Genomic DNA, 15,573 nt, shown 5'->3' on the forward strand with positions numbered 1-15,573 from the left:
TCTCCCGTAGGGGTAATTTAGCTGTGCCCATCCGGCCAAACCGGGCTTAACGTTGTGCCGCTGATTGTAATAAGGAACTTCTTTGACCAGTTGTTCAACAAACTCGGGACGCTCCGGGCGCGGGCCGATAAAAGACATCTCGCCACGGAATACATTAATCAACTGCGGCAGTTCATCAATCCGGTATTTTCGAATAAAGTGGCCAATACGCGTTACCCGATCGTCGTTTTTCGATGCCCACTTCGCGCCGTCTTTTTCCGCATCCGGCCGCATACTTCTGAACTTAATTATTTTAAACAACCGGCCGTTTTGCCCTACCCGCTCCTGCTTGTAAAACACCGATGTGCCGGTTCTACGACCATCATCGAGATAGATGATCAACGCAGTAATTAGCATAAATGGCCAGGCGAAAATCAGCACAAACAAGGCCAGGACCGCATTGACACTGTAGTCCAGTGCATCACGCAGGTAATTCTGAGAATGGAAACCGTTAGAATAAATGACCCAACTCGGGTACATCAGATTAACGGCAATCTGACCCGTTTCCCGCTCCATAAAGTCAAGCAGGTCGGTTACTTCTATGCCGCGTAAACGGCAATCGAACAAGGTTTCTATAGGCAGTGTGCCTCGGCGCTGGTCACACGCTATCACAATCTCTTCTATATCGTTTTCAACCACGAAGTTGCGCAGATTCTCGTCCACTTTTACGTGAATGATTTTTTCGTTTTTAATCCCGTCCTCGCGGTTATCACCAGGCACAGGTACAAAACCGAGTAATTCAAAGCCCAAGCGATCTACGTCACGACGCATGCGCTTTTCGATGATCGAGGCTCTTTCACCCGCTCCCAGCACCATCAGGCGGACCCTACCCAGACCAAGTAGCCCCAATCGATTAGTGAAATAACGGAAAAACACCAACGCAATAATATTCAGACAAATTGCGGTGGGTAAATAGTAGGAATGCATGTCCAGACTGGAAAACAGCGTACCGGTCAGCACTTCAACAATAAAATAACTGATACCTAAACTAACAAAGATACGCCGAATTATCCCGCGGAAGGTCTCCCGCAGTTTGGCTTCGTACAGACCAACAGATAGAGAACAAAGTAATACGGCTAATGTAACCAGGAAAATATTGATGGTTAAATTTTCGATCCCCGGCTCAGCAATCAAATCTAACTGGACCAGAATAAAACTCGTGATGTACCCCACATACGAAACAAGTAACGCTTCCGTGATTACTAACGCATTGGAGCGCTTATTTTGTCTGTTTTTTGCAACTGCCATATTGTCTTTTACTAAGTCTGTTGAGTGCCGCACTACCTGCGTTTGGGATTTATCATATGACAATTTTTGCGATTGAGATAGACTAATTGCACACTATCGCTTTATATTAGTAATTAAAATTAAATTAACAGGCGCATTTCCTGCCCTGAAAAATAAAAAATCAGACAGGTAATAGTCGTCACTGGACTTGATTTAGTACGCACAGGATAGAGAAGCATGGATAAGGTAAACACCAGGTTATTAATCGTTGCAGCTGCACTGGGGACTTTACTGACGGGATGTAGTGGCACTAGTAACCTGCCTCAGGCAACTACCCGTCCTTCATTGACAACGGATGTTAACGACTACAAATATCTCATAGGTCCAGGCGATAGTCTGACTATATTCGTTTGGCGTAACCCTGAAATTTCAGGCAGCTTTATTGTTCGCCCTGACGGCAAGGTAACCACTGCGCTGGTAGAAGATTTGGATGTGTCCGGCCGTACGCCGACCATGTTAGCCCGTGAAATCGAAGAAAAACTGGCGACCTACATCAACAACCCTCGCGTGACAGTAAGCGTAAATGGCTTCTCTGGCCCATTGAGCGAGCAGGTACGTGTAATTGGTGAAGCAACAAACCCGCGCGCAATAAACTACACCGAGCACATGACCTTGCTCGACCTCATGATTGCTGTGGGTGGTCTGACTGAATTTGCTGACGGAAACGACGCCAAACTCATCCGTGTCGTAGACGGCCGTCAAACTACATTCAAAATTGCCATTGAAGACTTAATCAGCGACGGTGATATCAGTAAAAATGTCGATATGCTGCCTGGCGACATCGTCATCATTCCTGAAGCCTGGTTCTAGAAACGAAATGTTTCTTTTTAAGTCTTTCGAGCGGTAAACGGACAAAAACATGCAGGAATTGCAACAAACAATAGAAATGATCCTCGATTATATTCGGGGAATCTGGCTAAAAAAACGCTACATCATGCTGTGCTCATGGCTAATTTGCCCGGTTGGATTCGGTTACATTGCTATGATGCCCGATGTATACAAATCGGAAGCCGTAGTCTTCGTGGATACGCGCTCAATGCTTCAGCCGTTGCTGAGTGGTCTCGCGATCCAAACCAATCCTCAGCAAGAAATCGCCATGATGGCGCAAACGTTATTAAGCCGCTCAAATGTTGAAATCATCGCGCGGGAATCCGACCTTGATATCACGGTGAACAACGCGGATGCTTACAGCAGGCTGATTACTAATTTGAGTAACAGTATCAAGCTAAATCGCACCGGCCGTAACAATATCTACACCATTTCCTACTCAAATAAAGATCCTGAATTAGCCAAACGCGTCGTTCAGGAAACCCTGGATTTGTTTGTAGAAGGCAGTTTGGGTAATAACCGCCGTGATACTGACACCGCCAGCCGTTTCCTTGAAGAGCAAATTGCCGAATACGAAACCCGACTGATTGAAGCTGAACAACGTTTAGCTGACTTCCAGCGCAGATACAATGACATCCTGCCAGTGCAAGGTTCGTTTTATTCTAATCTTCAGGGTGTAACTCGCGAGCTTGAAGCAACTAAGTTACAAATCAGAGAACTCGAGCAACAGGTTACCTCGTTAAAGGGCCAGCTCAGCAGCGGCAAGCTGTCTGACGGATTCGGCGTAAGACAAGGTTCATCTGATGCGCCTGTTATTACAACGCGTTACGATGAGCGTATCAAAACGCTGGAAGAACAAATTGATCAGCTTCGCTTACGTTTTACCGACAAACACCCTGATGTTATTGAAGCGCAAAGCCTGCTCGCCTCACTTGAAAAATCCAGACAAGAAGAAATCCAGGCCTTCTTTAGCGAAGCGGGTGATGAAGAAGACACTGCAAACCTGAGTCCACTGGCAACCGAAATCAAACTGGAAATCAGTCGCGTAGAAGGACAAATCGCATCGCTTAAAGTGCGCGAAACAGACTACAACGCGAAGATTCAGGAACTGAAAAATAAAATCGATTTGGTACCGCAGATTGAAGCTGAATCAACGGCGCTCAATCGTGACTATGGTATTACCAAGCAAAAATACGAAGAATTGTTGCAGCGCAAAGAAGCCGCAGAACTGTCTCGTCGGGCAGATGTCTCGTCTGAGGAATTACAATTCCGTACTATCGAACCGCCACTGGTACCTGATCAGCCAACGGGTCCGAAACGCCTGATGTACTACACAGGTATTTTAATTATGGGCTTCGGTGTCGGTATTGGTCTGGCATTTCTGATCAGTCAACTTCGTCCAGTTTTGGTTCGAGGCAGTCAGTTAACCAAGCTAACGTCGTTCCCTGTACTTGGTGCTGTAACTCACCTTAACCTTAAACAAATCCAAAGAAAAAATCGTTTCAGAGTGTTTGTCTTCATCCTGTCATCGGGCGCCATTGTGTCCATGTACGCTGTGTTAGTCGCCGCTGAAATTGCCCACGTTAATTTAGTAGAGAGGTTCTTATAATGGGTAACAGCATTGAAAAAGCCTTGCAAAAGCAACAAGAAGCGGCAGCGAAACGCAAAGCGGAGCAAGCTCAGGCAGCAGCAGAGCAGCCTGAAGCCCCAAAAGCATCGACAATAGAACGAACACTTGAAAAGCAAGCTCAACAGACGCCGGCTCCAGCGAGTCAGGTAGAAACCGCGCCAGCTGTGCCGCCGGTTACAGAGACACCTAGCGCGCCTGTGACTCCGCCCACCAGCAGCGCTTCTGAATCAGCACCGCCATCGCCGGAAGTAAAAACACTGACTCTGGACCTTGAAAGTCTGGACGAACGCGGCTTTGTATCAGTAAGCAATGCACGGAAGCTGATTAACGAGGAATACCGTGAAATTAAGCGCAAGTTGCTTAAAAACGCGTTTGGCGCATTGTCCAAAACACTGAACAACAGCAACATCATCATGGTGAGCAGTGCCAGACCGTCTGAGGGTAAGACGTTTACCGCAATAAACCTTGCCTTGAGTATTGCATCTGAGCAAGACAAAACCGTGTTATTGGTTGATGCAGACGTATTGAAACCCAATGTGACGCGCACACTCCGCGTTGACCATCAGGATGGTCTGATGGAGTATCTGCTCGACGAAGACAAAGACATTGCTGATGTACTGTATCGTACTAATGTCGACAAATTACGTATTATCCCAGCAGGCCAGACTCACCACCTTTCAACCGAACTGCTTGCCAGTGAGAGGATGGCGTACACCATTGACGAGTTCTCGAATCGGTATCCCGACCGTATCGTAATAATTGATACTCCACCTTTGATCGGTATCAACGAATCAGCAATCCTGGCGAGTTTTGCAGGACAAGCCGTAATAGTAACGGAAGAAGGCAGAACAAAGCTCAACGATATCAACTCGATTGTCGATCGATTAAACCCGGACATGGCCGTCGGGTTTGTCGTGAATAAAGCCGTTAATGAAAGCGCCGAAAATGGTAACTACTATGGTTACTATTATGGCAGTGAACCTCGTGATTAATCAGCGATAAGGATAGCTTGTGAAAAGGATTGAGCAGTTTCGCCCGGCACTTATCGCAACCTTGTGTGCAGCTGTATTCAGTACGGCCGCCGTTGCTGATGTGCAAATTACCGGATCCGTTAATTCGTCACTTGTGCATCAATCTCTGGATTCTTCAGACGATACACCTGGTCGCTACGAAGACAGAGACACCCTGCAAATATCACCCACTGTGGTGGCCAGTTATCTCAGTAAAAAACTCAATGCAAATGTGTCTGCTACCCATCTGTATCAACGGTTTGAACTGGATGCAGGCAGTCGCTCCGACAGTTTCACCGAGTTTAATTACAACGGTACATTGAGCGTTATTGACAGTGTCTTTCAGATTTTTGCTCAGGGCTCACAGGGTTATCAATCCGTTCGTCCGGGAACTTATACCTCGTCGGATTTTTTGCTGAATAATCAGGACCTGACGAAAACCACCACGCACAGTATTGGCGCTGCGCTGGCGGTAGCTCGCAACGATTTTGTAGATGCGAATATCACAGGGCGATATTATCAGGCCCGCAGTGACGCATCGCTTACCGAGGATGAGCAGGATCCGCAAAATGCAGGTATCGACTCGAAAGGGACATCAGCCACGCTGACCCTGAATAATGGCGACTGGTTTCGCAATGCCTATTGGAATGCCAGCGCCAATTACCGCGAAATTGACCGACAGGACTTTGGCATGTTCGAATCCCTGTCTGCTAACGGTCAGGTTGGCTATAACCTGTATGGTGATTTTGGCCTGGTGTTAACAGCAACCCATGAAGAGTTTGAAACTGACGGACAATTGTCTGGCGGGTTTGGCCTGTTCAGCGGCCAGTTTCAGCGCTTTAATACCTATGGCGCTGGGTTAAATTACCGCCCGGCAGCGGGACGATTCTTTACGGTAACCGCTAATAAAATATCCACCGACGGCAACGATGACGGCGAAACCTTTGTTGGTGTATCAACCCAATGGCAGTTTTCACCACGTACCAGTATTGCGGGTGACTACGGACGCCGTTATTACGGCGACGCTGGTAGCTTCACGTTTAACTACGGCACCCGGGCGGCCAGAGCGTCGGTGTCATATCAGGAAAGTACAACAACCTACTCCAGCCTGTTGTTTGATTTTGCCGATGCGGGCACATTTGTTTGCCCTGCCGGCGCCGTAGATATTATCGACTGTTTCCAGCCCGATACGCTTGACTATGAATTACAGCCGGGAGAACAGACAGTCCAGTTCTCCGAGGTCATTACGGAAGTCACTGAGCAAGTAGTATTACGTCGTCAATTGAGTTCTACCTTCGGGTTCCAAAAGCGTAAGTTACGCGTGTCGTTTGACGCTCGCTACATTGACACAACCTACAGCGAAAATGACCGCCAGCAAATCCAGAAAGTACTGGGCGTGAATGCCAGCCTGCAAGCTGGCGCCAGAAGTAACCTGTATGCCAGAGCCCAGTATTCGATTTTCGATACTGAGTTAAATGGTGTTGACGGCGAGTCGGATAATTCAGTTTATACCCTTGGCTTGCGCAATCAGTTGTCCCGAGGGTTATCGGTAAACGCGGAAATTCGCTACCTGGACAGTGAAGACAACCGTGATATTTCGACACCGTCATTTACGATCAACGAAACGCGCATCACTCTGGGCCTGACATACCGAATGCAGTCTAACCGGCGTTAGACCTGGCAACTCACTAAAAAAGCAAAAAGGCCCTATCGGGCCTTTTTCAATTTACGTTAGATTGCTGTATTTACCACACAACATTAATCATCAGACTTCAACCTGACATAAGTACGGTACTTCTTCTTCAGTAACTTATCGATGTACTGGGTGAGTTTTATTTTGTGGCTAATAGCGTCATCAAGCGCATCCACTAATTCACCTAGCATGGCCTTGTAGTATTCAGCGTCCTTCACTTCATTGCCATTCGGCGTGATTAAGCGCTGTGGCTTGCCTGACTGAGCGTTCTCGTTGTTTGTAGGCTCTGCTTGCTCTTCAGCAACTTCCGGCTCCTCTGGTGCTGCTGGTGTGTCAGGCACAAACATTTCTTCGCGAACTTCATCGATAACCGCGTCAACCGCCGTTTCATCGAGAACCTCGAGCTCTTCTAAAAATCCGTAAAGCAGAATACGGTCCATCAGCGTATTTATTTTTCTGGGTACACCACGGGTAAATTTATAGATGTGCTCGTAGGCCTCAGCAGAGAAAAGCTGTGTCCCGTTCCAACCCGCGTGTTGCAGGCGGTATTCAATGTAGGACTGTACTTCCTCAAGGGTCAATGGCGCAAGGTGACACGAGGCGACAATACGCTGGCGAAACTGCTCCATGTTGGGTGCGCGCAGAATAGGCTGCAACTCTTCTTGCCCCAACAGGAAACTTTGTAGCAAGGGTTTGCCTGCCTGTTGGAAGTTAGAAAGCATGCGCAGTTCTTCAATGGTTTCCAGCGGCAGGTTCTGCGCTTCATCCACCAACAACAGTGCCCGACGACCTTGTGTGCTGAGGGCAAATAAGAAATTTTCCAGGTCCTTTAAAATATCCGCTTTGGTTTTACCGGCCACATCAATTTCAAACTTCGCAGCAACCATTTTAACCAATTCGTCGGGAGATAATTTCGGCGTTACAATTTGCGCCGCCACGATGTCGTCTTCAATATCGGCCAACAAACTGTTTGCTATGGTTGTTTTCCCGGTACCAATGTCACCGGTTATCACGATAAATCCTTCAGCCTGCGACAATCCATATTGCAGGTAAGACATGGCCCGCTTATGCCACTTACTGGCGAAAAAGAAAGCCGGGTCCGGAGTCAGCTGAAACGGCTTTGAGTTAAGTCCATAATAACTTTCGTACATTGATTGCTACTACCGCTAGTGTTTCATGAGGCGCGTTTGCGCGATTTGGTTAAGCTTATCCTAAAGCTGCCACTTGTGCATTATCTCAACGATGAATTTCACCGTTTACAATGAAACAGGGGCGATTACTCTCGCCCCTGATGTTTATTGCTGTTGAAAGCTTTGCCGCTTCACAATGGTATCAATAATGCCGGTTGTAGAGACGCCCTCTTCAAAGTGCAATACTTCCACTGAACCTCCATTGTCCATCACCGCCTTACCGCCGGCAATCTCTTCAACTTTATAGTCACCGCCTTTTACCAGAACATCAGGCAATAATCGGCTAATCAAGCGTTCCGGCGTGTCTTCGCTAAACGGCACTACCCAATCAACCGCACTGAGTCCGGCCAGCACTGCCATACGGCGCTGAACGTTGTTTACCGGTCGACCAGGGCCCTTCAGCGCCTGTACAGACGCATCGGTATTGACAGCAACAATTAATCTGTCGCCCAACCGCCCTGCAGCATCGAGGTACGAAACGTGTCCCGCGTGCAAAATATCAAAACACCCGTTGGTCATAACAATCCGCTCACCACGACGCTTCGCCGCTTCGATTGCCAGCACCAGTTGCTCTTCGGTCATCACTCCGCCGTCTGGATGGGACTGCTGACCCGCAGCAACCGCTAATTCGGTGGTCGATACCGTTGAAGTACCCAACTTGCCTACCACAATGCTTGCTGCCAAATTAGCCAGTACACACGACTGTTGCAGCGTCTCGCCCGCGGCCATACAAGCTGCGAGAGTCGAAATGACGGTATCACCCGCGCCAGTGACGTCATACACTTCTTTGGCTTTTGCTGGTAAATGGAATTCAGGCTGTTGCGGTTGGAACAATGTCATACCTTGTTCTGAACGTGTCACCAACAACGCGTCCAGAGACAGGCTTTCACACAGTGCACCTGACTTTTCTACCAGTTGGGCTTCGCTGTCTACTTCCCCAACCACGGCACTAAGCTCAGCCAGGTTTGGCGTGATCAATGTCGCCTGTCGGTATTTGCTAAAATCACTGCCTTTAGGATCCACTACAACAGGTTTACCCTTGGCAATGGCTAACTGAATCAACGCCTGAGGGTCACTGAGGGTGCCTTTGGCATAATCAGACAGAATCACCAGATCACAGCTATCGAGCTGCGCCGCAAAGGCTTCAACCAAGGCCGATTTGTCGACACTGGCAAAGGACTTTTCAAAATCCATTCGCAATAATTGCTGGTTTCGACTCATTACCCTTAACTTGGTGATGGTATCGAACTGTTCGCAGGGCGTGAAAAAACATTCAATGCCATAGCCGGTTAAACGGGTTTGCAAAATATTGGCGTTGTCATCCTGCCCTACCAGACCCAACAAGGATACCGATGCGCCTAACGAGGCCAGGTTTATAGCTACGTTTGCAGCGCCACCCGGGCGGTCTTCGATATCATTAATATTAACAACCGGCACCGGTGCTTCAGGGGATACACGCGCAGTCGCGCCTGTCCAGTAACGGTCCAGCATTACGTCGCCCGCGACCAGAATACGAATTTGGCTAAAATCAGGAAGTGTCATTTTTGTCTATTTAGTTACACTAGTGGCGGCAGTATAACAGCGAAAGGTAGTATAGAGCCAATTCATGACAGTTTGGTATGTGTATATAATTAGCACCGCGCAAGGCGTATTGTACACGGGTATTACGAACAACCCGGCCAGGCGCATTCGCCAGCACAGCGGCCTGATCAAAGGCGGCGCCAAAGCGCTGAGAGGAAAAGGCCCGCTGCAATTTGAATGCGTTTTTGAAGTCGCAAACAAATCCGTCGCGCTGCAGTTGGAGGCCTGGATAAAACGCCACTCCAGAGCCGCTAAACAGCAGCTCATTCAACGCACTTTGCAACCACCGCAAGAAAACAGCTTACTTTCTGCAGAAGTTATCCAGCAGATGAATTCAGTACTCCGCTCACAATAAGCGCCATGCCCACGCTTAGTGTTAACTCAACGGCGGCGACGCCCACATTGTGCTGCTGGTCAACTTCCTGTTGATAGTTCACGCCGCCAAGTAGCATCTTCTTACTAAAGGCCACCAGCAACCACAACAGCAGCGCCAGTGCGATACTGGTAACCAGCCAGCCAGTCACATTGCTAACATAGCCCTCCGGGCTGTAGCGCAGGAACTGCCCGGCAGATGACACAACCAACGCCACGCCAAGTAAGTTGCCAGCATGTTGAACGGCTAACGCAAGCTGGCCTGTTTCAAGTGCACTTTGAAATGAATGGTTTTGGTTTTGTAGCGCGTAGCGCAGTTCATAGATACGGGTCATGATCAATAAAATGGTAAGGACCACCAAAAACCCGGTAACAATCGCGATGATGGCATTTAAGTCGCTACCGTCCACCCATTCCATCATGCTTCTGAGAATAATCGCACTGGCGACCACACTTGAGGCATCAACCAGTGCAACACTGACACTGCGATCACTGATTTTATATTGTGTATCAACCGCATCCAGCACAATTTTGTCGTGCGCAAAACGGCCGAATTTCACCAGTACAATACCCACAAAGCCAAACATCAACATACCCAGTGCAGCACTTTCATAGCCTTGCCCAACATGGCGTCCAACCACAGAGCTAAGCACGATACACAGTGACAACATGCCGCCGGCAATACTGATACCAAAAGCAAAATTATCTTTAACGCCCAATTCATCACTAACGGAAACGCTGGTACGGGTGCGATTGGTCCACTTCATAATCAGCAAAAGCAACAAAGCCAGAGCCACGTCAATCAGTACGTACACCCACAAATCATGGGGTAACGGCACTAACTTAACCAGAGTTTCCATGTTCTACCTCAATGTCTTACAGGAATTTGGTATTAGGATGCTGGAGCCTGAAAGGGGATTGTGCCAGACTGCAGCCATCAATTGGCGATTATCCTAAGTGATTATGAGTACAGAGAAAACCCAAATTCCGATTATTCAGGAAAATGTCGAGCGCCGCTGGCAAAGTATCCTCGCCGCCAGCGAACAGTTTCCACTGTTTTCAGACTACCAGGACGATATCAAACAGATTCTGGCATTAAGTCCTTTCGTCGGCGAACTGATTGCGACTCAGCCCAAGGTACTGGCAGAGATACTTGAGCATCAGTGGCATATTCATGCCGACGCCGCCTCGCTGTGTACTTTGCTGGCTGAGCAATTGGAAAACGTAGAGAGTGAACCTAATTTGCTGGCTGCTCTGCGCCAGTTCAGACAAACACATATGGCCGCCCTCGCCTGGCGCGATCTCACTCATTGCCAAACGATAGAAACGTCACTTTCCCAGGTAAGTCAGCTCGCCGATGCCTTAATAATGGGCGCCTATCATTGGTTATACGCACATCTGTGTGAACGTCATGGCACACCGCAAGGTCCGTTTGGACCGCAGCCGATGCTGGTGTTGGGGATGGGCAAACTGGGTGGACACGAGCTGAACTTCTCCAGTGATATCGACCTGATCTTCGCTTACCCACTTAAAGGCGAGACCGATCACCCTCGCAAACCACTTGAGAATCAACCTTTCTTTACCAAGCTGGCCCAGAAGCTGATTGCCGCCCTGAACAAGATCACCGTGCACGGTCAGGTTTTTCGTGTTGACATGCGCTTGCGCCCGTTTGGTGAAAGTGGCCCACTGGTGGCGCATTTCGGCGCCCTGGAAGATTACTATCAGGACCAGGGACGTCAGTGGGAACGCTACGCCATGATCAAGGCACGCATTCTGAACCCCACCTGCCGCTACACCGAGCAACTGGAAAGCATACTGCAGCCATTTATTTACCGCAGGTATCTCGATTTCACCACCCTTGACGCCATTCGGGATATGAAACAACTGATCAACAAGGAGCTGCGTCGGCGACAGTTGCACAACAATATCAAGCTCGGCCCCGGTGGTATTCGCGAGGTTGAGTTCTTTGCTCAGAGTTTCCAGTTAATTCACGGTGGCCGTGAGGCTCGCTTACAGTCGCGTCAGCTGATCCACGTTTTACATCAGCTGGTTGAACTTCAGCTTATTGAACAAGACGATATCGACACGCTGATTGCAGACTATTATTTTTTACGCAAAGCCGAGCATACTCTGCAACAGTTTAACGATCAGCAAACCCAGTTATTACCTGATGAGCCCTGGCCTCAACATGTGCTAACACAGGTTATGGGGTTTGAGGACTATGCCGCCTTCCTGGCGGAGCTGGAGCAAGTCATGGGGCGTATCCATGCTCAGTTTAACCAGTTAGTCGCCGAACCCGGCGACGAGGCCCAACAGCACGACTCATTGTTTACCCGTTGCAAAGACGCCTGGGTGGTTACGATGACCGACGTCGAGTTCAGCCAGCTTTTCGAGACAGAACTGGCGCCAGAGAATGCACGCATACTGTTCGACCAGCTGTCAGACTTTCGCCAGAGTTTGTCTCGCCACCGGATTGGCCAGAAAGGCGAAGATACCCTGGCGAAACTGATCCCCGAACTGCTGTATTTTATGCTGCAACAATGCCCGGGAGACACTGTGGTACTGTTTCCGCGGTTATGCAGTGTAATCAGTGCTATTACCGGCCGGACAACCTATCTGGACTTGCTGCACGAAAACCCCAATGTACTGAAACAACTTATCAAACTGTGCGCCCGCAGCGAGTGGATCACCGAGCAAATACGTAGCTTCCCGCTTTTGCTGGACGAATTACTCACGCCCCTTTACTTGCAGCAACAGCAAACCGATATCACGCTGTGTTTTGCCGAATACAATGATGAACTTCGCCAGGCGTTACTGCGCGTTGAACCCGATGATATTGAACAACTCATGGAACAGTGGCGACAATTCAAGCTCAGTCAGCAGTTGCGTATTGCGGCGAGTGATATCTCCGGTTCGTTACCTGTTGCCAAAGTCAGCGACAAACTCACTGCGTTAGCAGAGGTCATGCTGCACGCCGTGCTCAATTCAGCCTGGGGGCAGGTAACCGAAAAATTCGGTGCGCCGGGCCATCTGCAGGAAGGTGAATTTGGCTTCCTGATCATCGGTTACGGTAAACTCGGCGGTTATGAACTCGGTTATGGCTCAGATCTGGATTTAGTGTTTTTACACAATGCGCCACAAGACAGCATAACGAACGGTAAAAAAGCAATCTCAGCGCAACAATTTTATATTAAGTTATCGCAACGCATCATGCATTTGCTCAACACCAAAACCATGGCCGGTCAGCTCTATGAAACAGACCTGCGACTGCGTCCATCAGGCAATTCCGGGCTACTGTGTTGTCATGAGAATGGCTTTGCCCACTACCAAGAAAATGAAGCCTGGACCTGGGAACACCAGGCGCTGGTGAGAGCCAGAAGTATCGTTGGCGATACCGCCCTGCACGACAGTTTTATGCGGATCCGCCGGACCATTCTTCAGCGCCAGCGAGCGTTACCTGCGCTTGTAGAAGACGTAGTTTCGATGCGGGAAAAAATGCGTCAGCACTTGTTGGATACTAAGGCCGACGGCCTGGATTTGAAACAATGTGAGGGCGGCATTACCGACATTGAGTTTATGACGCAGTTTTGGGTATTGGGTTACGCCCACCAATTCCCGACATTGGTAAAATGGACTGACAATTTGAGGATCATTGATACCGTCGCCGACGTTGGACTATTGTCACCTGAACAGGCGGAAACACTACAGAGTGCCTACCTGACCTTGCGTGATCATTACCATCAGCTGACGCTATCAGGTGTTAAACTGGCTAGCCAAACCGATGTGCTCAATGAAATACGTCAGCAGGTCTCCGCGTTATGGCAGTCTTGCCTGGGCGATAAACGCACTGCGGATAACAAGGAATAAACAGACCAGCGCAATAGAGAACATTGCGCTGAATTTAACCGTTTACCCGGCTGCAATTTTCCGTCAGGTACTCAGTAACGGTTTCAGTGACCACCAGGGAACGTTGTTTGGGACAAACAAAAGTCGCCACTTTACCCTCAAAGTTACTGTCTATGGCACTGGCTATTTTAGCCAGTGAACCGGCAATGGTATTGTCCATCTGAAATTGGTGTTTGATCACAAAATCCTGATTGAGATCCCAGATAACCTGCATCCCTTCCTGCTCCGCGTAAGACGAGATTGCTTCGCGCAGGGTATTGCCGGCTTTGAACGTACGGAATTTGTACTCGCCAACCCAGCGACCCTCAGCAGGTTTCAGGTCACTTGACATGGATTGCAGTTGGTCGTCCAGACTTTGCTCAGAAGGTGTAATATCCAGCACCATGTCAGCGCCTTCACTTTTAACCGGGTCGTTGGCCGACATTCTGAAGTCGCGATAAAAATCTGACAGCCCTTTCGCTACTGAGCGTTCAGCCGGCGCATCGACCGGCGTCGGCGCACTGGTATTCCCCAGCTGCAAATATATAACCACAGCCGCAATAATCACCACAGCCAGCGCTAGGCTTAAATGTTTGGCCCAAAAGACCGCAGAAGATGGTTGTCTTTTCATGCGTTACTACCTCTGTGCATGCCTTTTAATGAAAACGACATAGCTTTACTGTATGACACTTTTGTGGCTTTCGCATTCAGTCTTTGTACAAAGATGGCGCATCCGGGTCGGGGCGCGTCTTGAAACGCTTATGCATCCACAGGTAACTGTCTGGTTGCTCGTCGATAATGGTTTCAATTTTAGCATTTAACAGCGTCAGACCGGCTTCATCATCCAGCTCTTTTAATGCCATCAGCGGTGGATAAAACTTTACCTTATACCCTGTATCGGTATATTGCGAGGTAACCATTAGCGGAATACTGTCGGTCCGACGAATGAACATTAGCGTCGCCGTGGTAGTCGCCGTCTCTTTCACCCCGTAAAACGGCACAAAAATACTTTGGTTGCGGCCGTAATCCTGATCCGGCAAATACAGACACAGCTCGCCTTCATCAAGCGCGGCCAGCAATGCGCGGGCATTGCGTTTATGGATCATATATTTATTAGAGCGTGCCCGGCCCCGGTACTGCAGGTAATCCATCAATGGGTTATTGTGTTATCGGTAAAATGCCACACTGGGGTAGCTGAGCCCTAATACCCGGCAGGCAAATTCCAGATTCATGTTGTGCAGCGCCATACCAAACACGCCTTTGTGTTGCGCCAATACCGCTTTGGCGTGCTCAAGACCTTCTACTTCGCCGTGCTTACGTACGCGCCAATCTGGCCACCACCAGCCCATTGCCGTTTCAAACAGTCCCATGCCAGCCCGGTACAAATTAGCCTTAACCAGTTTGTCCTGTTCAGCCTGTGACAAATTAGGGAAACACAATGAGATATTTTTGCGCGCTACTTTAACTCGGCTTTTTGCTAATGCACCTAACAACACACCGGCCCCGCGGCCTAGCACTCGTATCACCGGGAATGGCAACCAGGTTACAATGTACAAAAGACACATGCTGATCCAAACCGGCCAGAATTTTGGTCCTAAAAACGCTAACTTAAACTTGGGAGGCGTAATTGCTACAGACAAAAGCGCAGAATCCTATTTGATGGTATCCGTACTGCCCTAACGTAATTTGATTACACAACAAAGTGGGCAGTAAAATTCTGGCTCGAATTGTAGCGGATAAAAGCGGGCTTTCCTACTCTGGAAGAAAAAGGCTAACAGGCTGGTGTACTTTGTTTTTATTAGCGAGTTTTTTAAGTGCGGTTTTTGTAGCGCGCTACTTTAGAAGCGCGTAACGGGGCGAGGCAGAATCAGTAATGAGTATCGATGTATTTGAGCTTTTTCTCAAACGCCTCGAAGTCCTCGCTTTTTTGATAATCAAAGCGATACTGGTTGTGAAAACCAAATTGCATGGATACCAGCGCATCCTGCATATAAAGGGTGTAGCCGTCGAAGTCAGTAAACGCTAACACACCTTCCAGGCGGTACTTTTCTTCAACCT

At 48.7% G+C, this 15,573-nt stretch carries 12 protein-coding genes and 1 pseudogene; 6 read left to right on the top strand and 7 right to left on the bottom strand.

Annotated features, from left to right (window positions below):
• A partial coding sequence (locus tag AC4MRN_RS13370; RefSeq protein ID WP_491203555.1) for a TIGR03013 family XrtA/PEP-CTERM system glycosyltransferase occupies positions 1-1,287 on the bottom strand: 1,287 nt, incomplete at its 3' end.
• Positions 1,288-1,503: 216 nt separating this feature from the next.
• Between AC4MRN_RS13370 and AC4MRN_RS13375 the strand changes: the two genes are divergently transcribed.
• The 4 genes from AC4MRN_RS13375 to AC4MRN_RS13390 are packed head-to-tail and all read left to right on the top strand — an operon-like array spanning position 1,504 to position 6,469.
• Complete coding sequence (locus tag AC4MRN_RS13375) at positions 1,504-2,136, top strand: XrtA/PEP-CTERM system exopolysaccharide export protein (RefSeq protein ID WP_073319553.1); 633 nt, start codon at positions 1,504-1,506, stop codon at positions 2,134-2,136.
• Between the two features lie 49 nt (positions 2,137-2,185).
• The gene (locus tag AC4MRN_RS13380) at positions 2,186-3,763 is read left to right on the top strand and encodes an XrtA system polysaccharide chain length determinant (protein WP_155015586.1); all 1,578 of its coding nucleotides are present in this window, start codon (positions 2,186-2,188) and stop codon (positions 3,761-3,763) included.
• Entirely contained in the window at positions 3,763-4,776 is a 1,014-nt protein-coding gene (locus AC4MRN_RS13385; protein WP_073319559.1) for an XrtA-associated tyrosine autokinase, read from the top strand. Before AC4MRN_RS13380 ends, AC4MRN_RS13385 begins: the two co-directional genes overlap by 1 nt.
• A gap of 19 nt (positions 4,777-4,795) precedes the next feature.
• Positions 4,796-6,469 (top strand): porin family protein, encoded by a 1,674-nt coding sequence (locus AC4MRN_RS13390; protein ID WP_155015588.1) that lies wholly within the window; start codon positions 4,796-4,798, stop codon positions 6,467-6,469.
• A gap of 83 nt (positions 6,470-6,552) precedes the next feature.
• On the opposite strand, the gene AC4MRN_RS13395 is transcribed toward AC4MRN_RS13390, so the two are convergent.
• Positions 6,553-7,638, bottom strand: a complete 1,086-nt coding sequence (locus AC4MRN_RS13395) for an XrtA/PEP-CTERM system-associated ATPase (RefSeq protein ID WP_073319565.1) — start codon at positions 7,636-7,638, stop codon at positions 6,553-6,555.
• A 144-nt stretch (positions 7,639-7,782) separates the two neighbouring features.
• Positions 7,783-9,219, bottom strand: coding sequence for a bifunctional D-glycero-beta-D-manno-heptose-7-phosphate kinase/D-glycero-beta-D-manno-heptose 1-phosphate adenylyltransferase HldE (gene hldE, locus AC4MRN_RS13400; protein WP_155015589.1), 1,437 nt, complete (start codon positions 9,217-9,219; stop codon positions 7,783-7,785).
• 64 nt (positions 9,220-9,283) lie between these two features.
• Here hldE and AC4MRN_RS13405 point away from each other — a divergent pair, with 64 nt between their 5' ends.
• A complete protein-coding gene (locus AC4MRN_RS13405; protein ID WP_491203556.1) occupies positions 9,284-9,613 on the top strand; it encodes a GIY-YIG nuclease family protein in 330 nt (109 codons plus the stop codon).
• Here AC4MRN_RS13405 and AC4MRN_RS13410 read toward each other — a convergent pair.
• Positions 9,576-10,490, bottom strand: a complete 915-nt coding sequence (locus tag AC4MRN_RS13410; protein ID WP_073319574.1) for a DUF350 domain-containing protein — start codon at positions 10,488-10,490, stop codon at positions 9,576-9,578. The genes AC4MRN_RS13405 and AC4MRN_RS13410 overlap by 38 nt on opposite strands.
• 103 nt (positions 10,491-10,593) lie before the next feature.
• On the opposite strand from AC4MRN_RS13410, the gene glnE reads away from it, so the two are divergent.
• A complete protein-coding gene (gene glnE, locus AC4MRN_RS13415; RefSeq protein ID WP_491203557.1) occupies positions 10,594-13,497 on the top strand; it encodes a bifunctional [glutamate--ammonia ligase]-adenylyl-L-tyrosine phosphorylase/[glutamate--ammonia-ligase] adenylyltransferase in 2,904 nt (967 codons plus the stop codon).
• Between the two features lie 34 nt (positions 13,498-13,531).
• Here the strand turns inward: glnE and AC4MRN_RS13420 are convergent, their stop codons facing one another.
• From AC4MRN_RS13420 to AC4MRN_RS13430, 3 genes and pseudogenes are all read right to left on the bottom strand, one after another.
• The gene (locus AC4MRN_RS13420) at positions 13,532-14,146 is read right to left on the bottom strand and encodes a TcpQ domain-containing protein (protein WP_073319582.1); all 615 of its coding nucleotides are present in this window, start codon (positions 14,144-14,146) and stop codon (positions 13,532-13,534) included.
• A 76-nt stretch (positions 14,147-14,222) separates the two neighbouring features.
• A pseudogene (gene lpxL / locus AC4MRN_RS13425) lies at positions 14,223-15,155 on the bottom strand (LpxL/LpxP family Kdo(2)-lipid IV(A) lauroyl/palmitoleoyl acyltransferase).
• A gap of 227 nt (positions 15,156-15,382) precedes the next feature.
• Positions 15,383-15,573, bottom strand: a 191-nt coding sequence (locus AC4MRN_RS13430) for a DUF3081 family protein (protein WP_491203558.1), incomplete at its 5' end; no start/stop codon positions are given.

Source organism: Marisediminitalea sp. (genome assembly GCF_984433645.1).

Excerpts from the sequence above, each read along its gene's own strand:
- AC4MRN_RS13395 (WP_073319565.1), bottom strand. The coding sequence starts at position 7,638 with ATGTACGAAAGTTATTATGGACTTAACTCAAAGCCGTTTCAGCTGACT.
- AC4MRN_RS13380 (WP_155015586.1), top strand. The coding sequence starts at position 2,186 with ATGCAGGAATTGCAACAAACAATAGAAATGATCCTCGATTATATTCGG.
- hldE (WP_155015589.1), bottom strand. The coding sequence starts at position 9,219 with ATGACACTTCCTGATTTTAGCCAAATTCGTATTCTGGTCGCGGGCGAC.
- AC4MRN_RS13410 (WP_073319574.1), bottom strand. The coding sequence starts at position 10,490 with ATGGAAACTCTGGTTAAGTTAGTGCCGTTACCCCATGATTTGTGGGTG.
- glnE (WP_491203557.1), top strand. The coding sequence starts at position 10,594 with ATGAGTACAGAGAAAACCCAAATTCCGATTATTCAGGAAAATGTCGAG.
- AC4MRN_RS13375 (WP_073319553.1), top strand. The coding sequence starts at position 1,504 with ATGGATAAGGTAAACACCAGGTTATTAATCGTTGCAGCTGCACTGGGG.
- AC4MRN_RS13385 (WP_073319559.1), top strand. The coding sequence starts at position 3,763 with ATGGGTAACAGCATTGAAAAAGCCTTGCAAAAGCAACAAGAAGCGGCA.
- AC4MRN_RS13405 (WP_491203556.1), top strand. The coding sequence starts at position 9,284 with ATGACAGTTTGGTATGTGTATATAATTAGCACCGCGCAAGGCGTATTG.
- AC4MRN_RS13420 (WP_073319582.1), bottom strand. The coding sequence starts at position 14,146 with ATGAAAAGACAACCATCTTCTGCGGTCTTTTGGGCCAAACATTTAAGC.